Raw genomic sequence first — 18,991 nt, forward strand, 5'->3', positions numbered from 1 at the left:
CCGCGAGGACCCGAGTCGAAATCTCCGCAGCATGCGCTGGGAGGTGACCACCTCCGAGGTGGTCGCGTTGGCGACTTCGGCTGTCTGAGGTTTCGACTCGTCTCGTCGCTACGCTCCTCGTCGGCTCAACCACCGTGCAGTACTGGGTGATTGAGCAAGACTGTGTCGAAACATCTGTCGCCGAAGCTGGGTGGTGCTCACCTCCAGTTGTGACCAGATGTACAGCAGGGCAATAGTATTGGATCAAAGGGATGGTGGCAGTTCACCGCAGGGCGGCGACACCTGCTCGGAATGCTTCGAGGCTCGCCGACGACGAGTTGAACCGCCAGTCGCGCTCCTTGTCGGTCTGGAACCAGACGAAACCCTCGACACGAGGCTGGGAGTGGACGATGCCGAAGAAGTCGCGGATCCATGCGGCCTTCTGATCGGGGGTCGGGCCGTCGGCGGAGGCGACCTCGGTGATCAGGATGGGATGCTCGCCGTCGAGGCTGCGCAATGCTTCCAGGCTCGGTGTGAACAGGTCGCCGGCCGCCTGCCAGTGATGGCCGGGTGCCTCCCCCCAGTTGTAGCCGTCCACGCCGAGTACATCGACCTGGTCGGCGCCGGGAAATGCGTCGGCAAACGGGTTGGTGCCGAGGGTGATCGCATTCGGCGCCCAGACGAACCGCACCTGAGCGGCGCCCTGTGCGGTGATCACCGACCGCACCCGGCCGAACGTGGCACGATAGTCGGCGGCGGTGGTGCCGTTGACCCCGACAGCCCACGGATACCAGGTCCCGTTCATCTCCTGGGCGAAGCGCAGCAACACCGGCTTTCCCCACTCGGCGAGGCCCCGACCCCAGCGGGTCAGCTCGGTGTCGAATGCGCCCGCGGCGATCCTCGACAACGCGAACTCCGGCTGCACCAGACCACTGTCGGGTCGCCACGGCTCCAAGGTCAGCAGTGGGGTGGCGCCGGCCGCGGCGATGGCATCGAGATCGGCGGTGGGTACGGCGTCGCCGATCGCACAGAACCGGTGCAGGTAGGCGGGCGCAGAACCGGCGAGGGCAGTGAGCTGGGTGATCGGTGACCGCCCGGAATCCGACGGCACCACCGACGGGATGAAGGCGCCCCACCGTTGTCCCGCGGGCGGGGGAGTGCTCGGTGCAGCCGGTTGCTCCGCCGTCGACGCGCAGGCTGTCGACACGCAGGCCGTCGCCGTGAGTGCGAGCGCACCGAGACCGGTCAAACGCAGGACATCACGCCGCGACCGGCCGACGAATCCGTCGGCAGCGGGTCGGGGCATCACGCCTGCAATCGTAGGGGGTGGCAGCCCTCAACCGTCGCCGAGGAGGTGTCCCGCGATCAGTCCGTGCTGGCTGGCCAGTGCGGCGAGTGCCACCCGATTGTCGACACCGGTCTTGCCGAGGATGTGTTCGATGTGATGCCCGACGGTCTTCGCGCTGATCGTCAGCGTTTCGGCGATCCTCTGGGTGGTCAGGCCCCGGGCGACGAACGTGGTGACCTCGAGCTCGCGGGTGGTGAGCCCGAACGGCAGCGGTTCGGGCGTCACCATCACCAGGCCGGTGGGCAGCGCGACGTTGTGCCGCGGGGTGGCCGGGATCAACCGCACCAGATACCAGGTGCCGGTGTCGTCGCACCACCGGAAACGCCGGTCCACGCCGACGACGTTCTTGATCACCGCCAGCAGCGTCGGATCGATCAGATCGAGTGGTAGGTGATCGTCGCGGAGCGCACGGCAGCGACCGTCGGCGTCGACCAGCCAGGCGGGCTGACCAGGGGCCAGGAAGTCGGCGACCAGCGTCGGCCGTGTCGTCACGTCGAGCAGCGAGGCCACCCCGAACCGCAGCCGATTGATCTCGTCGACGTCACTGTCGCGGGGATAGCGCCGATCATCGGAGTTCACATGCAAGGTGCCCGCATAGACGCCGGCCGCGGTCACCAGACGCACCGACAACCCCTCGTCGAAGCCGGCCGGGGTGAACACATTGGTCACCGAATGCGATCGCCGATAGTCCGGGAAGTCGCGCCACCGCAAAGCCCCCGACGACACCCGCTCCATCTGCTTGAACAACGGGTCGTTGTCGACAAACCAGCTGTTGAAGTGGGCCATCACCGCATTCGGATAGTGGTGATTGGCGAGGGTGATGTGCCGCCCGGCCAGTGGATCCCACAGGCAGATCGCGCTCGCCGACGACCTGACCCGCTCACCCAGCGCCATCAGCAACTCGTCGGCACGGGTGTTCAGATCGGCCGAACTGCGCATGACCTCGTGGTATGCGCCGATGCCCAGGGTCTGCATGGTGCTCCCGTCCTCGGTCCGTCGGAAAGTGGACACTCAGTGTGGCGTACACGCATTTCGCCCGTGTTTCGCGATGCCCCCACCTGCGACGACCCGAGGCGTGAAACCTCGATGTAACACGACGGCCGGTGAAGATGGGGAGTTCACCCGATGCCTGTGCCACTGCCGAATTCATACATTCGATGCAGTTCGTACAGCGCTGTACGCCCCACACCCTCACCGTCCCCGGATCGCCGGCGGACGTTCCTGAGTCAGGAGAACCCCGATGTATCCGCCTCTTCCACGTGGCGCCGGACCCCGACGGCGGACGTTGTTCGCCGTGACGATCCTCGCGGTGATCACCGGCCTGATGCTCTCGGGCTGTGGCCGCAAGGCCACCGACAGCGAGAGCAGCCTCGGACGCGTGAACTGTCTCGACACAAGCGGTTCGGAGATCGCGATCGGATCGATCAACTCACTCACCGGTGGGCTGGCGGCCAGCGAGACCGTGATCCACGACGCGATCACGATGGCCGTCTCCGAGATCAACGCCGACGGAGGGGTGCTCGGCAAGCAGTTGCGCCAGATCTCCGAAGACGGCGCATCCGATCCGACGATCTTCGCGCAGAAAGCCCAGAAACTGGTCAGCAGCGACTGTGTCGCAGCGGTTTTCGGCGGCTACACCTCGGCCAGCCGCAAGGCGATGCTGCCGGTCTTCGAGAACACCGGAGCACTCCTGTACTACGGCCAGCAGTACGAGGGCCTCGAGAGCTCGCCCAACATCTACTACACCGGTGCGACCACCAACCAGCAGATCATCCCGGCGCTGGACTACCTGCGCGAGCAGGGTGTGCGCTCGTTGTACCTGGTCGGCAGCGACTACGTGTTCCCGCGCACCTCCAATGCGATCGTCCGGAAATATGCAGAGGCACATGGGATCGAGATCAAGGGGGAGGACTATGCCCCGCTCGGCACCACCGATTTCGCGACCATCCTCAACAAGATCCGTGGCTCGGGTGCCGACGCGGTGTTCAACGTGGTCGTCGGTGATTCGCTGGTCTCGTTCTTCCGCGAGTACAACAACGTCGGACTGACCGCCGAGAGCATGCCGGTGATGTCGATGTGTGTCGGCGAGGAAGAGGTCAAGAGCATCGGCGCCGCGTCCATCGTCGGGCAGCTCTCGTCCTGGAACTACTACCAATCCCTCGACACCCCGATCAACAACACCTTCGTGGCGGACTTCAAGAAGCGGTTCGGTGCGTCGCGGGTCACCTCCGACCCCATGGAGTCGGCCTACACCGCAGTGCATCTGTGGAAGGCGATGGTGGAGAAGGCCGGTGCCTTCACCCCCGACGCGGTGACCGCGAACGCCGACGGCGTCAGCTACGACGCCCCCGAAGGGCTCGTCACCGTCGACGGCGACAACCACCACGTCACCAAGACCGCACGCATCGGACGCGTCGCCGACTCCGGCCTCATCGAGCAGGTGTGGCAGTCGCCCGCCCCGATCGAACCCGACCCGTTCCTGGGCACCTACACCTGGGCCACCGGAATCGGAGACCAGTGATGCGACACCATCGCCCTTCTCGAACCCACACCTGCCGAACCCACTGTCTCGCTGGGCTTCTCACGTCACCAAGGACCACGCCATGGATACTCTGATCGGACAACTGTTCATCGGTCTCAGCCTCGGGTCCATCCTGTTGCTCGCCGCACTGGGCCTGTCCCTGACCTTCGGTCAGATGGGCGTCATCAATATGGCCCACGGTGAGATCATGATGGCCGGCGCCTACACCGCCTACGTGATCTCCAGTGGGATGTCGTCGACGGGGCTGTCGCTGTTCGTCTCCCTGCTCGCGGGTGCCGCGGTGGGCGCGCTGATCGGTGGCCTGCTGGAGATCCTGCTGATCCGCCGGATGTACGACCGCCCGCTCGACACCCTGCTGGTGACCTTCGGTGTGGGACTGGTGATGCAGCAGCTGGCCCGCCAGATCTTCGGGGCACCCGCGGTGAGCACCCCGCCACCGTCGTGGCTGATCGGTGAGATCTCGGTGCTCGGCGCCGCGATCCCCAAGGCCCGACTGTTCATCCTGGCACTCGCGATCGTCGCCGTCATCGCGGTCATCGCCGCCATGCAGACCACCCCGCTGGGGCGTCGTATCCGTGCGGTGATCGACAACCGGCAGCTGGCGCAGACCTCCGGCATCTCCTCGCGCCGAACAGATCTGAGTACCTTCATGATCGGATCGGGACTCGCCGGACTCGCCGGTGTGGCCCTCACCCTGATCGGACCCACCAGTTCGACGATGGGCCAGAGCTATATCGTCGACGCCTTCCTGGTGGTGGTGATCGGTGGACTCGGCCAGATCAAGGGTGCGGTCGTGGCCGCGTTCGCGCTGGGTCTGCTCAACTCGTTCATCGAGTTCGGCACCACCGCATCGACGGCCAAGGTCCTCGTCTTCCTCGTCGTCATCGCCTTCCTGCAGGCACGTCCGCAGGGCCTGTTCACCGTCAAGACCAGGAGCCTCGCATGAGAAACCTTGGCACACAACCCGTACGGACACTGGCCGGCTTCGGTCTCGGTGCGCTCCTGCTGTTCGTCGTCGCCCCGCTCGCCCTCTCCGACTACAACCTCGGTCTGCTCGCCAAGTTCCTGTGCTTCGGCCTGGTCGCCATCGGTATCGGGTTGGCCTGGGGCAGAGGCGGAATGCTCACCCTGGGACAGGGCGTGTTCTTCGGTCTCGGCGCCTACATGATGGCGATGCACCTCAAACTCGCCGACGCCTCACTTGCCGGTAGCGACGTCCCCGACTTCCTGCGCTTCGCCGGGGCCGCCTCCGTGCCCTGGTTCTGGACACCGTTCGAATCGGGCCTGTTCACCATCCTGGCGATCATCGTGATCCCCACCGCGGTGGCCGGACTGCTGGGCCTGATGATGTTCCGACGCCGGGTGAAGGGCGCCTACTTCGCCATCATCAGCCAGGCGCTCGCCGCAGCCTTCGCGGTCTACCTCGTGGGCGAACAGTCGCTGGGCGGAAGCAACGGGATCAACCGGTTCAACTCGTTCTTCGGATACGACCTGGCCGATCCGGTGAACCGCCGGATGCTGTTCTTCATCATCGCCGCCCTCGTCCTGCTGGCCCTCGCCGCGGTCCGCCAGCTGATGCGCAGCCGTTGGGGTGAGCTCCTGGTGGCCATCCGCGACCAGGAGGAGCGGGTCCGGTTCCTGGGCTACGATCCCGCGAACGCCAAGGTGGTCGCGTTCATGGTGTCGGCGCTGTTCGCCTCGGTGGCCGGGGCGATGTTCGTCCCCATCGTCGGGATCATCTCGCCGACCGATGTGGGCGTGGTCCCGTCGATCGCCTTCCTGATCGGCGTCGCCATCGGCGGACGCACCACGCTGGTCGGGCCGCTGCTCGGCGCCGTGGGCGTCGCCTGGGCACAGTCGTACCTGTCGGATTCGTTCCCCCAGGCGTGGACCTACCTGCAGGGCCTGCTGTTCATCGCGGTGATCGGCTTCTTCCCGGCCGGTATCGCCGGGATCGCCGCCCTGATCCGACGCCGCACCGGCGGTGGCCAGAACGACAAGGGCACCACCGATATCGAGTCGGTACAGGGTTCTGCCACCACCGATTCCAGCACTCTCGAGGAGCCGGCCCGATGACCACAGCGCACACCCACGAACCCAACTCGGTCCCGCGGCCGGGCGGTAACGCCGGCATGGAATCGCAGTATCTCGAGATCCGAGACCTGGTGGTCGACTTCGGCGGCTTCCGCGCCATCGACGGCGTCGACCTCACCCTCTTCCAGGGTGACCTCCGATTCCTGATCGGCCCCAACGGGGCGGGCAAGACCACCCTGATCGACGCCATCACCGGGCTGGTGCCCGCCACCGGCGACATCACCAAGTCCGGGACGCAACTGCTCGGACTCAAACCGCACCAGATCAACCGTGCCGGGGTGGGCCGCACCTTCCAGACACCGAGTGTCTTCGACAACCTCACGGTGACACAGAATCTCGACATCGCCGGGGGAGCGGGCCGCAGCTTCTGGAATCGCCTGCGAGCACGGCACGGCATTCCCGAGATCGTCGAGCAGGCACTGGAGACCACCGGCCTCACCCACCATCGGGACCGTCCCGCAGGGATTCTCGCGCACGGTCAGAAGAAATGGCTGGAGATCGGGATGCTGCTGGTGCAGGACGCCAAGGTGCTGCTCCTCGACGAGCCGGTCGCCGGGATGAACCACGAGGAGCGGGTCGAGACCGGCGAACTGCTGCGCCGGCTCGGCGGTGAACGCACCGTGGTGGTGGTCGAGCACGACATGGAGTTCATGCGCAACTACGCCACCTCGGTCACCGTCATGGCCGCAGGAAAGGTGCTCTCGGAGGGGTCGGTCGCCGAGGTCCAGAACGATCCCCGCGTGCAAGAGGTCTACCTCGGCACCTCGAATGTCGGGACAGAGGACTGAAACATGTTGAATCTCAAAGCTGTCAGCGCCGGCTACGGCCGCACCGTGATCGTGACCGACGTCGATCTCACCGTTCGCGAGAACTCGGTGACGGCGGTGATGGGGCACAACGGTGCCGGTAAGACCACCCTGCTCAAGGCCTGCCTGGGACTGGTGAAGACCCATTCCGGGCGCATCGAGTTCGACGGTGAGGACATCACCACGATGCGACCGCACCTGCGGATCCGCCGGGGTATCGCCTATGTCCCGCAGGGACAGGTGTCGTTCGGCGGGCTCACCACGGCCGAGAACCTGACCGTCGTGGCCGAGAGTCACCGCCGCCCCAAGTCGGCCATCGACGAGGTCGTCGACCTGTTCCCGGCACTGACCCAGATCATGTCGCGCCGTGCGGGACTGCTCTCCGGTGGGCAGCGCCAGCAACTGGCCATCGCGCGGGCATTGCTCACCGACCCCCGACTGCTGATCCTGGACGAACCCACCGAGGGCATCCAGCCCAATGTGGTCGCCGAGATCGAGGCGGCCATCGGTCAACTCACCTCGGGCAACCGGCTCGCCGCGCTGCTCGTCGAGCAGCACGTGGGTTTCGCGTTGAGTTCGGCCGAGCGCTACTACGTCATGCAGTCGGGCTCGGTGGTCTCGTCCGGAACCGGCGGAACCGCGGCGTCCGCCGCCGTCCGCGACGCCATGGCCATCTGACCCGAGGAGTATCACGTGCATCTGACCCCCAAGGACGAAGACCGCCTGCTGCTGTTCCTGGCGGCAGAACTCGCGCGACGCCGGCGCAATCGTGGTCTGGCCCTGACCTATCCGGAGGCGCGGGCGCTGATCGCCGACGAGGTCGCCGAGGCCGCCCGTAGCGGTGCGTCGGTGGCCGAGGCCGCAGCACTGGGCGCCTCGCTGCTCACCGACGACGACGTGCTGCCCGGCGTACCCGACCTCATCGGCTCGGTACAGGTCGAGGGATTCTTCGACGACGGACAGAAACTCGTCACCGTGCACGACCCGATCCGCCCAGGTACGGGCACCGTCGTCGCCGATCGCGCCGGAGATCAGCACACCCCCGGCGAGATCCTGTTCGACGACGAGGACATCGTGATCAACGCGGGGCGTACGACCTGCTCGGTCACCGTCACCAACACCGGTGACCGGCCGGTGCAGGTGGGCTCGCACTTCCACTTCTTCGAGGCCAACCGCGCGTTGCGCTTCGACCGTCGTGCCGCCTTCGGGATGCGGCTGGACATCCCGTCGGGCACGGCGATCCGATTCGAACCGGGCGCCGACCACGACGTCGAACTGGTCACATTCGGCGGTACCCGGACCATCACCGGACTCAACGACATGACCAACGCCGGCACCGTCGGCGCCCCCGGGCCCGAGGTGATGGAACGGCTGCACGCGAACGGCTTTCTCGACCGCACCGGGGCGAGCGACGACACGTTAGGAGAAGCCGATGGCACAGCGCCTGACGCGTAAGCACTACGCCGAACTCTTCGGTCCCACCACCGGCGACCGGATTCGCCTGGCCGACACCGAGTTGCTGGCCCGCATCGACGCCGACGCCACCGTCTACGGGGACGAGTCGGTGTTCGGCGGCGGCAAGACGATGCGGGAGGGGATGGCCGTCGACAATGCCGTCACCAACGCCGACGGCGCGCTGGACTTCGTGATCACCAACTTGGTGATCATCGACGCGGTCCTCGGAATCCGTAAGGCCGACATCGGGATCAAGGACGGCCGGATCGCCGGGGTGGGTAAGGCCGGCAACCCGGCCACCCAGGACGGCGTCGACCCCGAGCTGGTCATCGGTGCCGGTACCGACATCCGTTCCGGCGAGGGCATGATCGCCACCGCCGGAGCGATCGACGTGCACGTGCACTTCGACAGCGCCGGACTGGTGGAGGAGGCGATCTCCAGCGGGATCACCACAATGATCGGTGGCGGTCTCGGCCCGGTCACCGTCGGCATCACCAGTTCCGGACCCACCAACCTGGCCCGGATGCTGCATGCGGCAGAAGCCTTCCCGATGAACTTCGGCTTCCTGGCCAACGGCAGTGCGGCATCCACCGCACCGCTGATCGAGCAGGGTCTGGCCGGTGCGATCGGCTACAAGATCCACGAGGACTGGGGTGCTACCCCGGCGGCGATCCGGGCCTCCCTCGACGCCGGTGACGAACTCGACCTGCAGGTGCAGATCCACAGCGACACCCTCAACGAGGCCGGGTTCTACGAGGACACGATGCGTGCCATCGCCGGCCGGGCGATCCACACCTACCACGCCGAGGGCGCCGGTGGCGGTCACGCCCCCGACATCATGCAGGTGGTGGGCGAGCCCAATTGTCTTCCGTCGTCGACCAATCCGACCAACCCGTACACGCTCAACACCTTCGACGAGCACCTCGACATGGTGATGGTGTGCCACCATCTCAACCCGCGGATTCCCGAGGACGTGGCCTTCGCCGAGTCGCGCATCCGCCGCGAGACCATCGCCGCCGAGGACGTCCTGCACGATCTGGGTGCCATCTCGGCGATGGGATCGGATTCCCAGGGAATGGGCCGGATCGGTGAGACCATCGCCCGCACATGGCAGTTGGCCTCACACATGCGGGCCACGCGCGGTGCGCTGCCCGACGATGTGGGCACCGGCGCCGACAACCAGCGCATCCTGCGCTACATCGCCAAGCTGACCATCAATCCGGCCATCATGTTCGGTATCGATCACGAGGTGGGTTCGCTGGAACCCGGCAAGCTGGCCGACATCGTGCTCTGGGAGCCGAAGTTCTTCGGGATCCGCCCCGAGGTGGTGTTCAAGGGCGGCTTCCCGGCGTGGTCGGTGATGGGGGAGTCCAATGCCTCGCTGATGACGTGTGAACCGTTGAAGTACCGGCCGCAGTGGGCTGCCTACGGCCGCACCCCGGCCGACGTGTCGGTGACCTTCGCCGCCCGCGCCGCGGTGGAGGGCGGCCTCGGCGAGCGGCTGGGACTGGCCACGCCGCTGATCGGCTGCACCGGGGCACGCCGGCTGTCCAAGGCGGACTTCCTCCACAACGCGCACCTGCCGGAGATCACGATCGATCCCGACACCTATCGGGTGATCGTCGACGGCCAACTGTGCACCAGTACCCCGATGACCAGTGTCCCGCTCGGCCGCCGCTACACCCTGAAGTAGGAGAGATCATGACTGCAGACCCCATTCGCATCGGTATCGGCGGCCCGGTCGGCTCCGGCAAGACCCGGCTGGTCGAGTCGCTGGTCCCGTTGATGCGCGACCGCGGTATCGACATCGCCGTGATCACCAACGATCTCGTCACCGACGAGGACGCACAACGCGTTCGGCGCAGCGGACTGATCGACCCCGAACGCGTGATCGCGGTGGAGACCGGCGCGTGTCCGCACACCGCGATCCGGGAGGACCCGTCGGTGAACCTGGCTGCAGTCGACCGGCTCGCCGCCCGCTACCCGGGTCTCGACGTGGTGCTCATCGAATCCGGTGGTGACAACCTGGCCGCCACCTTCAGCAGTGACCTGGTGGACTTCTGGGTGTTCGTGATCGACACCGCGGCCGGTGACGACATCCCGCGCAAGCAGGGGATCGGACTGCTGCAGGCAGATCTGCTGGTGGTCAACAAGATCGACCTCGCCCCGATGGTCGGGGCCGATCTCGACCTGATGCGTTCGGACTGTGCGGTGGCCCGCCCCGTCAAACCCACCCTGTTCACCGACCTCCGAAACCAGGTGGGTGTGGATGCCGTTGTGGATCAGATCATCTCGGGTGCCATGATCCCGATCGCCCCGAACTCGTCTGCCCCGAACTCGTCTGCCCCGAACTCGTCTGCCCCGATCCCGGCCGGCACCGACGCGGTCACGGTGTGACCCGGCAGGGGACCCTGGAGGTGGACGTCGTCGCCGACCGGCGCGGCCGGACCCGCGTCACCCACCTGCTGCAGGCCTACCCGCAGCGGGTCACCGCACCGCTGTACGCCGACGCCGATCCGCGCTCGGCTTACCTGTGCGTGCAGAGTCCGTCCGGCGGGATCTTCGCCGACGACACGTTGCGCACCGAGGTCACCGTCGGCTCCGGCGGTCATCTGTTGATGACGTCGCAGTCGGCCACCCAGGTGTTCGACGGCGACGTCGGCTCCGGCGCCACACATGCCCAACGGTTCACCGTGCGTGACGGCGGCATCCTGGAATATGTTCCGCGCGAGATCATCCCGCATGCCGATGCTCGATTCGCCCAGGACACCGAGGTCGCGGTGGACGGTACGGGGGTGTTCGTCGGCTGGGAGATGATCGCGTCGGGCCGGATCGGCCACGGCGAGCGGTATCGGTATCGCACGGTCAGCACACGCACCACGGTGCGCGTGGACGGGGTTATGGCCACCTGCGACGCGATCCGGGTCGGCGCGGCCGAACGCCGTCCGCCGGAGCGGCTGATCGGTGCGAACTATCTGGCCACCGGGCTGATCGTCGCCCCGCGCCACGACGTGACCGCTCTGCACGACGAGATCCACGAGCAGCTCCTGCGGTGTCCGTTGGTGAGCGGGGTCAGCGTGCTGCCGGAGTCGATCGGCGTCATCGTGCGGGTGCTGGCCGACACCGCCCCTCCGCTGCGTCGCCTGCTCGCCGATCTCGTCGCCACCCACCGCCGGGTCCTACTGGACATGAATCCGCCGCCGAAACGCCTGCTCCGAGAGGAATGACCATGACCGACCTGTTCTCCGCCGACACCGTGATCGACGTCGAGGGGCTCCTCGGGCACATCGACGACCGGCAGTTCGCCGGCCGCAGTGTCGTCCACGTCGACATCGGGTGGGGTGATGCCCGCAAACACCGGCAGCTCGTCCGCAGCGATGCCGGACACTCGGTGCGTATCCGGCTGCCGCGCGGTTCCTTCCTCGCCGACGGTGCCGTGCTGTTCGATGACGGGCGCCTCGTGGTGGTGGTCCGGCGCACCGCCGAGCCGGCGGTCGTCGTCGACTTCGCCGACAACGGGGGAAGCGACGGCGCCCGCCGGATGCTGCTGCTCGGCTACCTTCTCGGCAATCAGCACGCCCCGCTCGATGTCACCGCAGACCGCGTCGCCACACCCCTGATGACCAGTGTGGGTGCCGCCGAGGAGATCGTGGCGTCCCTGGAGATCACCGGACGGGTCGAACCCGCCGCGCTCGCCCGCCACGGCTGGTCCAACACGTCGGCCGATCACCACAGCCACTCCCACGATCACGCGCACTCCCATGACCACTCCCATGACGACTCCCACTCCCATGACGGCGCCCACCCCCAGCCGCATCACGATGACCACGCGCACTGAATCCCTGTCCGCACAGGCGTTGTGGATGACCCTGCACGACAGTGCCTTTCCGGCCGGCCGCATGGTGCACAGCAGTGGTATGGAGAGCTGGCTGCGCGCCCATCCCGACGCCGGTCCGCAAGCGATCATCGCCATGACACTCGACTACGTCCTGGCATCGCTGGCACCGCTCGACGCCGTCGTCGGAGCACACGCCTGGGCCGCGGGTGACACCGCACGACTGATCGAACTCGACCGGCTGCTGTCGGCGTACAAGACCTCGGCGAATGCCCGTACCGCCTCGGTGGATCCCGGTCGCAGGCTGGCCGACACCGCACGCCGCGTCGGATTGACCAGTGGTGCAAAGAAAATCGGTGCACAGGAGATCGGTGTGGATCAGTACATCGATGCCGTCCGCGCCGAGAGCACCCCGGGCAACATCGCGGTGGTCGAGGCAGTACTGCAGGCGGCGATGGGGATCGATCAGCCCACCGCCGTGCTGGGGACGCTGCGGTCCGGGTTGTCGTCGGCGCTGAGCGTGTCGGTCAGGCTGGGCAGACTCGGGGCGATGAGTGCGCAGCGGGCCCTGGTCGAGGCCACGCCGGAGCTGGTGGACTCGGTGGAGGTGGTGCTGGCGACCCCGCTGTCGGGGATGACCGGCAATGCGATCGATCTCGAGGTGTGGGGGATGCGGCACGAGCAGTACGCGCCGCGCCTGTTCGCCACCTGAGGCCTGTCACCTAGGAGCGGCTCACCTGTTCGGCCCTGTTCGGCGCTAGTCGGCCTTGTTCGGCTCGAGGTCGGGCATCAGGCCCGCGACCGCTAGAGCCCGGATCACATCGGCGCGCAGGCGGGAATGGTCGACCGCCGTCGCCACGATCCCGTAGACCATGCGGTGGGCCAGCATGACGTCGCGCACCGTCAGGCCGGGGTCCACCGTGCCCGCCGCCTGCGAGACCTTCAACGCGCCCTCGAGTACGTCACGTAACCGCTTCCAGGTGTTCGTGCCGGTCTTGTTCCGCTGGGACTCGGCGACCATCTCGATGAACGCGACGTTGTTGATGGTGTGCTCGATGATCAGTGACCACATCTGGGGGAACGCGTCGGGTCCGGGGTTCGCGGCGATCCGCTCGTAGTCGTCCCAGTGTTCGTTGAACACTGCATAGGCCAGGTCGAGCTTGGTGGGGAAGTGTCGATACAGCACGGCCTGGCCGACGCCGGCCTCCTTGGCGACGGCGGACAACGGTGCAGCGTAGCCGCGTTCGGCGAACACGATTCGCGCCGCGGCGAGCAGCCGCGCGCGGTTCTCGGCGCCGGCGGCGGGCCCCCTGTTGACTTTTGACGTGTCCTGGGTCACACTTCGATCCTATACCGGACAACATTGTCCGGTAGAAGCCCGCGGTCGTGACCTTCGGCACGGCGCACCACCCCAGGAGGCTCTCGCAATTCTCCACTCACGCTGCCCATCGATCCCCCTCATCTGAACCGGCCCCCGCGGGCATCTGACGTCCCGCGGCCGTGCCGTCACCGACGACACCTCTGTCGCTCGGCTTCTCACGCAGACCTCACGCGTCGCACGCGCGTCGACCAGTGTTGTGCGGCAACGGTTGTTGCCATCTCGTGGTCGGGCCCGGCGTTGCGTCACGGCGTCGGTGGTCCTGCGCGTCCTATCACCTTGCGGTACATGCACTCGCATTCACGTGCCCACGAAGGGAACTGTCACACATGCACATTCGACGGTCATCGCTTGTCCTCCTCGTTCTCGGAGTGATCCTCGTCATCGGAGCGGTCCTGCTCAGTACCGTGATCACGCCACTGTTGTCGCGTATGCCCGCCGGCCTGGAGAAGGGGAGTGTCTTCGTCGGCACGATGGCGACGCCGGATGCCACCGGAAAGCTCGCCGAAAGACCCGTCGAAGTGCAGCGAACGATGAAAGCCGATGCGGTGCAGGGCAACTCCGCCTTGATCACGTCGTCGTCGGCGGTCTACGCCACGCCTCGTAGCGAGGGTGCGCAGCCGATCGGCGGGTCCGCGCAGAAGTATGCGATCAACCGCAGCGACTTCACCCAGGAGCCGGCCTTCGACAACGTCGCGGTGATCGACCAGCACGGCGGTGCGGTGATCGGTGTCCCGCCGAACCCGTCTCACGACGGTCAGAGCTATTACGACCACTACCTGGGCCGCGCCGTGCCGTTGACGTTCGCCGAGACCGGTGACGTGGAGGGCCGCAGCGTGGTGCGCTACACCTACGACGCCTCCGGCGCCCTCGCGGACGAGAAGACCGCGACCACCATGAAGGCTGCGCTGGGCAAGAAGTTCGGCACGGACGGTTCGGTCATCCCGACCCAGGCGCTCACCCTGATGGGGGTTCCGGCATCGGCACTCGACGGCCTCGGCGCCACCGTCCCGGTCACGATCGTCGCCCACACCGTGGCGACGATGACCGCCGACAAGCAGTTCGGGTCGTTCCTGGTGGTGGACCAGAAGATCTCGATGGGCGCCGCGATCGGTGATCCCGACAAGCCGATCTTCACCATCCCGATGCAGGTCACCGACGTGCACACCTCGGACGCCAGTGTCGCGAGCGCAGCCGCCGAGCTGACCGACAACGCCGCCAAGCTCGCCTGGATTCGTCTGTGGATTCCGCTGATCGTCGGGCTGCTCGGTGCGATCGCGGTCGTTGTCGCCATCATCCGCCGGCGTCCGCCGCAGGTCGGCGCACCGACGTCCGGTGACGACAACGCCCCGGCCTCCGGTGAGCTGTCCCTGCCCACCGGCTCCTCGGCCACCGATGAGGTGTCGGCCCGCTAGGGGCGGCCGAACCCGACGCGGAGACGTCTGTGTCGACGGCGGCCGGGTGCCCAGCACCCGGCCGCCCTTGTCTTGTGGTGCGCCGGAAGGCTTACGGTGACGGGGTGACGGGGTGTTCGACGCGGAGATGACAAACGCCCCGGTCCTTCGGGACGAAGGGCCGGGGCGGTGTCGATCGCGTTCTACTTCACACCGCTGAAGACGTACTGCAGTGCGGCGAAAACGACGTCGTTGGACTGGATTGCGGTCCACAGGAATTCGTCGAACATTTGTTACCCTTCCTAATGGCGATCTCTCGACCTTGACCTTACCCGCCGCGTATGCCCGTTTACAGGCGGTTCGACGAGCACTTTCCGGTGACGCGCGCCGGGGCCGCACAAACTCTTCTGGCAGGGCTGTGACCTGCGGTGATGCGAATCCTGTGTGGGCGGTGAGACTCCGGTCCGGATCCGGTGAGAGGTCCTGTTCCGGATTCCGGATGTGATTTGGATCATATGGATTGCTACTGATCTGGAACCGATTCTGGAAGTCCTCTTATAGTTCGCCCATGATGATGAATCGGGGCATCGTCGCAGGCGTTCTGGGGGCAGGTCTGCTCCTCGGGGCGACAGCGTGTAGCCAGCCCGCCGCAGATGACAGCAGCCTCTCCACCTCCATGCCGACCCTTCAGCTGGCCGCCCAGGGGGATCAGATCCGTTGGTGTGCAATCAATCCGGTGTACAGCGCCACCTACTACGTGATGGTCACCGGTGTTCCCACCGGCAGTGTGTGCGGCCAGGGGTCGGAGATCACGCAGGCCGAGTTCGATGACCTCGACCTCCAGGAGATCTGCACTGTGACCCTGCCCGGCGGCGGGACCGTCGAGGCCTTCGCCAACGAGCGCAAGGCGAGTGCCCGCCTGGCCCAGATCTACTGCGACAACGCCTGACATCCTGTGATCACCACGGCCACAGCCTGTTCGGCGATCATCGAGCTGTGGCCGTGGTGATCAGATACTCCCATTCCATGGTGCCGTCGACGATGGCCTCGTCGGCGAGACCGGCCATCGCGGCATCGAGTGCGGCCACCTGCTCGGCGTCGTCGGCGATCCTGCGGTAGGCCGTGACGGTGGGCCCGTAGGCGGCCTTGAAGAAGTCGCGGAATGCCGCGCCATCGGCGAACGCCGACACCGTCAGGGACTCGGCGTGGCTCTCCAGATCCGCCTTGTCGCCGAAAAGTGTTGCGATGTAATCGGGATCGCCCCATCGGATGCCGGGCTGCGTGCCGGGAGGAAGAGGTGGAGCGTAGGGCTTCATCACCGCGAAGAGTCGGCCGATGAAGCCGGCAGGCGTCCAGTTGATCAGTCCGATCCGTCCGCCGGGGCGTGACACGCGCACCAGTTCGCGCGCACTGCGCAGATGGTCCGGGGTGAACATCACTCCCACGCAGGAGGTCACCACGTCGAACGAGTCGTCGTCGAACGGGAGGTCCTCGGCATCGGCGGTGCGCCAGATGATCCCGAGATCGGGGTGACGCGTGCGGCCGGTCTCGAGGAGTTCGGGGGTCAGGTCGCTCGCCACGACGTGTGCACCGGTGCGGGCCGCGGGTACCGCGACGTTGCCGGCACCGGCCGCCACGTCGAGCACCCGGTCCCCGGAACCGATGGCGGTGGCCTCGACCAGCCGTTCGCCGAGTGCGGCGATGACGTCGGCGACCGCCGGATAGTCGCCGGACACCCACAGTGCGCGATGGCGTGCCTTCACCCCGGTGTCGAATGCGGCGGTGGATGGTGTGGACATGGTGGTCACCTTCTGAGATCGATGATCGTTGGGACCCCTTCAGCATCCGTTCGCCGGCCCTCGGGTTGCCAGACCATGATATGTAGTGGTGGCGGTACAGAATCTGTACTGGTCCTACCGCCGAGTCGGGTGTGTACTGAGACGCATCGACGGAGGTGGTCGTATGACCTCATATGGACAGTTCTGCCCGGTCGCCAAGGCGATGGAACTGCTCGACGAACGCTGGACGATCCTGATCGTCCGCGAACTCCTTTTGGGCAGTAGACATTTCAACGATCTGCGGCGCGGTGTCCCCAAGATGTCGCCGGCTCTGCTGACCAAACGGCTCCGCGGATTGGAGCGGGCCGGGGTGATCTGCCGGACCGAGATGGGCGGTCGCGTGACCTACACCCTCACCGGGATGGGACGGGAGCTGTCCGACGTGGTCGACGCCCTCGGAACGTGGGGCACCCGATGGATCGGCGAGCTCGGCGACGCCGATCTCGACCCCCACCTGCTCATGTGGGACATGCACCGCACCATCCCGATCGAACAGTGGCCGCGGCGGCGCACCATGATCGCGTTCCGCTTCCCCGACATCCTCGGCAAGGCGGGTATGTGGTGGCTCGTCGTCGACGAGGGGCGTGCGCAGGTGTGCGACTTCGACCCCGGCTACGAGTTGGACGCCACCGTGGTCACCGACCTGCGCACGCTGACCGAGGTGTGGCGCGGCGACACCGACTGGCACACCGCGCTGCGTGAACAACGCATCGAGATCCAGGCACCACCGGCCGTCGGCCGCGACGTCCCCCGATGGATCGGACAGGGCAGCTCGGCCGCCATCCCGCGACCTGCCTGATCGGTGAGCCGCGCAGACCTGCCACCATCCCTACCTGCCGATAAGGGTTTCTCGTATTTCGTCGTCACCGGCACCGCCCTAGCGTGGAGCTATCCCGGCGGCCGACCAGTCCACGGCCACCTCGGGCCGCACGTACCGCAGAGGAGAAGCCATGACGACGCCGACCATCGAGGAACTCGCCGCACGAGTCGAGGTGCTCGAGGCCGAAGCCGACATCCGGCGCCTGCAGGCCCGCTACATGTTCCTCTGCGACACCCCGTGCCCCGAGTACGGCATCACCGACGACGCCGACCGCATCGAGCTGATCCTCGCGCTCTACACCGAGGACGCGATCTGGGAAGGTGTCGGCGAGTACTACACCGACCAGTTCGGCCGGCTCGAGGGCAAGCAGGCACTGCGTGAGCACTTCCAGCGGTTCTGGGGCGAGAAGCAGGACCCGGCGCTGCTGCTCAACGCCCACTACCTGACCAGCGAGCAGATCCACGTCGACGGCGACACCGCCGAGGCCCAGTGGATTCACATGCAGCCGTGGCTGTTCTCCGACGGCACCGGCCTGCTGCGGTCGAGCCGCCTCAACAACGCCTTCCGCAAGGTCGACGGGCGATGGCTCATCTCCCGGACCCGCACCGAGAACGTCTTCGTCGCACCGCTGCCCGACAAGTTCGCCGACGCCTACCCGAGCTCGTCGGTCCTGCTGAAGCCGTGACCGCCGTGGCATTGCCGGTGGTGCACGTCGTCGACGACGACGACGACCTACGGCAATCGGTGACCTTTCTGCTCCGAACCGTCGGCATCACCGCACTGACCTACCCGGACGCGTCGGCGTTCCTCGACGAGTTCGATCCGGAGGAACCCGGTGTGGTGGTGGTCGACGTCCGCATGCCAGGGATCAGCGGATTCCAGTTGCAGGAGATCCTCAACGAGCGCGACTACCCGGCGCCGGTGATCTTCTGCTCTGCACACGGTGACATCGCCATGTCGGTGCGCGCGATCCGCGCCGGGGCCGTCGACTTCCTCGAGAAGCCTTATGGCTCACAGCGAATGCTCGAGGTGGTGCAGATGCACCTGGCGAAGGCCAACCAGCTCTTCGTCCAACGTGCCGAACGTCGTCTGGTGGAGGAGCGGGTCGGTCGACTCACGCCCCGCGAGCGGGACGTGCTGCGGCTGGTGGTCGGCGGACTGTCGAGCCGGATGATCGCCCGCGATCTGGGTACCACGGTGAAAACCGTTGACGTCCATCGGGTCCGGATCAAGTCCAAGACCGAATCGGACAGCCTGTCGACGCTGGTGCACGACGTCCTGGTGCATCGCGTCGCATTGTGAGCGACCCGTGGTAATCGCGGGTGGTCGAGACCAGCGAGTCGGCGGTGTTCGCAACCAGGTCTGACGCGGTCGTCATGGGTGGTCGAGGCCCCGTGAGGCAACGGTGTTCGCAACCAGGTCTGAGGTGGTCGTCATGGGTGGTCGAGGCCCGGCGAGTCAACGGTGTTCGCAGCCACGTCTGAGGTGGCCGCCATGGATGG

Annotated in this window: 19 protein-coding genes and 1 pseudogene; 16 read left to right on the forward strand and 4 right to left on the reverse strand. The window is 66.6% G+C overall.

Annotation, left to right across the window (positions count from 1 at the left end):
* Positions 1–262: 262 nt before the first annotated feature.
* Both GD1_RS11820 and GD1_RS11825 read right to left on the reverse strand, forming a co-directional pair.
* Positions 263–1,285, reverse strand: coding sequence for a glycoside hydrolase family 26 protein (locus GD1_RS11820; RefSeq protein WP_059037174.1), 1,023 nt, complete (start codon positions 1,283–1,285; stop codon positions 263–265).
* A 30-nt stretch (positions 1,286–1,315) separates the two neighbouring features.
* Complete coding sequence (locus tag GD1_RS11825) at positions 1,316–2,338, reverse strand: helix-turn-helix transcriptional regulator (protein WP_244882682.1); 1,023 nt, start codon at positions 2,336–2,338, stop codon at positions 1,316–1,318.
* A gap of 229 nt (positions 2,339–2,567) precedes the next feature.
* Between GD1_RS11825 and urtA the strand changes: the two genes are divergently transcribed.
* The 11 genes and pseudogenes from urtA to GD1_RS11880 all read left to right on the forward strand — a co-directional run bounded on the left by urtA (position 2,568) and on the right by GD1_RS11880 (position 12,771).
* Positions 2,568–3,848 (forward strand): urea ABC transporter substrate-binding protein, encoded by a 1,281-nt coding sequence (urtA, locus tag GD1_RS11830; protein ID WP_338018370.1) that lies wholly within the window; start codon positions 2,568–2,570, stop codon positions 3,846–3,848.
* Between the two features lie 82 nt (positions 3,849–3,930).
* Entirely contained in the window at positions 3,931–4,815 is an 885-nt protein-coding gene (urtB, locus tag GD1_RS11835; RefSeq protein ID WP_020791380.1) for an urea ABC transporter permease subunit UrtB, read from the forward strand.
* Complete coding sequence (gene urtC / locus GD1_RS11840; RefSeq protein ID WP_059037176.1) at positions 4,812–5,945, forward strand: urea ABC transporter permease subunit UrtC; 1,134 nt, start codon at positions 4,812–4,814, stop codon at positions 5,943–5,945. The genes urtB and urtC overlap by 4 nt, the downstream gene beginning before the upstream one ends.
* Positions 5,942–6,751: an urea ABC transporter ATP-binding protein UrtD gene (gene urtD, locus GD1_RS11845; protein ID WP_020791376.1), complete on the forward strand. Its 810-nt coding sequence runs from the start codon at positions 5,942–5,944 to the stop codon at positions 6,749–6,751. The genes urtC and urtD overlap by 4 nt, the downstream gene beginning before the upstream one ends.
* Before the next feature lie 3 nt (positions 6,752–6,754).
* Entirely contained in the window at positions 6,755–7,447 is a 693-nt protein-coding gene (urtE, locus tag GD1_RS11850; RefSeq protein WP_020791373.1) for an urea ABC transporter ATP-binding subunit UrtE, read from the forward strand.
* Positions 7,448–7,462: 15 nt separating this feature from the next.
* Positions 7,463–8,224 carry an urease subunit beta gene (ureB, locus tag GD1_RS11855; protein ID WP_083534116.1) on the forward strand — a complete coding sequence of 254 codons (762 nt, stop codon included), beginning with the start codon at positions 7,463–7,465 and terminating at the stop codon, positions 8,222–8,224.
* A complete protein-coding gene (gene ureC, locus GD1_RS11860) occupies positions 8,202–9,917 on the forward strand; it encodes an urease subunit alpha (protein ID WP_059037177.1) in 1,716 nt (571 codons plus the stop codon). Before ureB ends, ureC begins: the two co-directional genes overlap by 23 nt.
* 8 nt (positions 9,918–9,925) lie before the next feature.
* Positions 9,926–10,537 (forward strand): annotated as a pseudogene (gene ureG / locus GD1_RS11865) (urease accessory protein UreG); the annotation flags it as partial.
* Positions 10,538–10,617: 80 nt separating this feature from the next.
* The gene (locus GD1_RS11870) at positions 10,618–11,451 is read left to right on the forward strand and encodes an urease accessory protein UreD (RefSeq protein WP_059037178.1); all 834 of its coding nucleotides are present in this window, start codon (positions 10,618–10,620) and stop codon (positions 11,449–11,451) included.
* Positions 11,452–11,453: 2 nt separating this feature from the next.
* Entirely contained in the window at positions 11,454–12,062 is a 609-nt protein-coding gene (locus GD1_RS11875; protein ID WP_202926964.1) for an urease accessory protein UreE, read from the forward strand.
* Complete coding sequence (locus tag GD1_RS11880; RefSeq protein ID WP_083534119.1) at positions 12,046–12,771, forward strand: urease accessory protein UreF; 726 nt, start codon at positions 12,046–12,048, stop codon at positions 12,769–12,771. Before GD1_RS11875 ends, GD1_RS11880 begins: the two co-directional genes overlap by 17 nt.
* Positions 12,772–12,816: 45 nt before the next feature.
* On the opposite strand, the gene GD1_RS11885 is transcribed toward GD1_RS11880, so the two are convergent.
* Complete coding sequence (locus GD1_RS11885) at positions 12,817–13,398, reverse strand: TetR/AcrR family transcriptional regulator (RefSeq protein ID WP_053777081.1); 582 nt, start codon at positions 13,396–13,398, stop codon at positions 12,817–12,819.
* 368 nt (positions 13,399–13,766) lie between these two features.
* Between GD1_RS11885 and GD1_RS11890 the strand changes: the two genes are divergently transcribed.
* Together GD1_RS11890 and GD1_RS11895 are read left to right on the forward strand one after the other, a co-directional pair.
* Positions 13,767–14,852: a porin PorA family protein gene (locus GD1_RS11890; protein ID WP_083534118.1), complete on the forward strand. Its 1,086-nt coding sequence runs from the start codon at positions 13,767–13,769 to the stop codon at positions 14,850–14,852.
* Between the two features lie 547 nt (positions 14,853–15,399).
* Positions 15,400–15,780: a hypothetical protein gene (locus GD1_RS11895; protein ID WP_020790462.1), complete on the forward strand. Its 381-nt coding sequence runs from the start codon at positions 15,400–15,402 to the stop codon at positions 15,778–15,780.
* A 37-nt stretch (positions 15,781–15,817) separates the two neighbouring features.
* Here GD1_RS11895 and GD1_RS11900 read toward each other — a convergent pair whose 3' ends face one another.
* A complete protein-coding gene (locus tag GD1_RS11900) occupies positions 15,818–16,630 on the reverse strand; it encodes a class I SAM-dependent methyltransferase (protein ID WP_053777091.1) in 813 nt (270 codons plus the stop codon).
* A 163-nt stretch (positions 16,631–16,793) separates the two neighbouring features.
* Between GD1_RS11900 and GD1_RS11905 the strand changes: the two genes are divergently transcribed.
* The 3 genes from GD1_RS11905 (at position 16,794) to GD1_RS11915 (ending at position 18,791) form a co-directional block, all read left to right on the forward strand.
* On the forward strand, positions 16,794–17,468 hold the full coding sequence (locus GD1_RS11905; protein ID WP_053777078.1) for a winged helix-turn-helix transcriptional regulator: 675 nt from the start codon (positions 16,794–16,796) through the stop codon (positions 17,466–17,468).
* A gap of 151 nt (positions 17,469–17,619) precedes the next feature.
* Positions 17,620–18,174 (forward strand): nuclear transport factor 2 family protein, encoded by a 555-nt coding sequence (locus tag GD1_RS11910; protein ID WP_020790468.1) that lies wholly within the window; start codon positions 17,620–17,622, stop codon positions 18,172–18,174.
* Complete coding sequence (locus GD1_RS11915) at positions 18,171–18,791, forward strand: response regulator transcription factor (protein ID WP_020790455.1); 621 nt, start codon at positions 18,171–18,173, stop codon at positions 18,789–18,791. The genes GD1_RS11910 and GD1_RS11915 overlap by 4 nt, the downstream gene beginning before the upstream one ends.
* The last annotated feature ends 200 nt before the right edge of the window (positions 18,792–18,991 follow it).

The organism is Gordonia desulfuricans NBRC 100010 (assembly GCF_001485495.1).
GTDB lineage: Bacteria > Actinomycetota > Actinomycetes > Mycobacteriales > Mycobacteriaceae > Gordonia > Gordonia desulfuricans.

Bases quoted from the DNA above. Each gene is read 5' to 3' on its own strand.
- GD1_RS11910 (WP_020790468.1), top strand. From the start codon at position 17,620: ATGACGACGCCGACCATCGAGGAACTCGCCGCACGAGTCGAGGTGCTC.
- urtC (WP_059037176.1), top strand. From the start codon at position 4,812: ATGAGAAACCTTGGCACACAACCCGTACGGACACTGGCCGGCTTCGGT.
- urtD (WP_020791376.1), top strand. From the start codon at position 5,942: ATGACCACAGCGCACACCCACGAACCCAACTCGGTCCCGCGGCCGGGC.
- urtA (WP_338018370.1), top strand. From the start codon at position 2,568: ATGTATCCGCCTCTTCCACGTGGCGCCGGACCCCGACGGCGGACGTTG.
- GD1_RS11875 (WP_202926964.1), top strand. From the start codon at position 11,454: ATGACCGACCTGTTCTCCGCCGACACCGTGATCGACGTCGAGGGGCTC.
- GD1_RS11905 (WP_053777078.1), top strand. From the start codon at position 16,794: ATGACCTCATATGGACAGTTCTGCCCGGTCGCCAAGGCGATGGAACTG.
- GD1_RS11890 (WP_083534118.1), top strand. From the start codon at position 13,767: ATGCACATTCGACGGTCATCGCTTGTCCTCCTCGTTCTCGGAGTGATC.
- ureC (WP_059037177.1), top strand. From the start codon at position 8,202: ATGGCACAGCGCCTGACGCGTAAGCACTACGCCGAACTCTTCGGTCCC.
- GD1_RS11900 (WP_053777091.1), bottom strand. From the start codon at position 16,630: ATGTCCACACCATCCACCGCCGCATTCGACACCGGGGTGAAGGCACGC.
- GD1_RS11895 (WP_020790462.1), top strand. From the start codon at position 15,400: ATGATGATGAATCGGGGCATCGTCGCAGGCGTTCTGGGGGCAGGTCTG.
- urtB (WP_020791380.1), top strand. From the start codon at position 3,931: ATGGATACTCTGATCGGACAACTGTTCATCGGTCTCAGCCTCGGGTCC.
- GD1_RS11880 (WP_083534119.1), top strand. From the start codon at position 12,046: ATGACCACGCGCACTGAATCCCTGTCCGCACAGGCGTTGTGGATGACC.
- GD1_RS11820 (WP_059037174.1), bottom strand. From the start codon at position 1,285: ATGCCCCGACCCGCTGCCGACGGATTCGTCGGCCGGTCGCGGCGTGAT.
- urtE (WP_020791373.1), top strand. From the start codon at position 6,755: ATGTTGAATCTCAAAGCTGTCAGCGCCGGCTACGGCCGCACCGTGATC.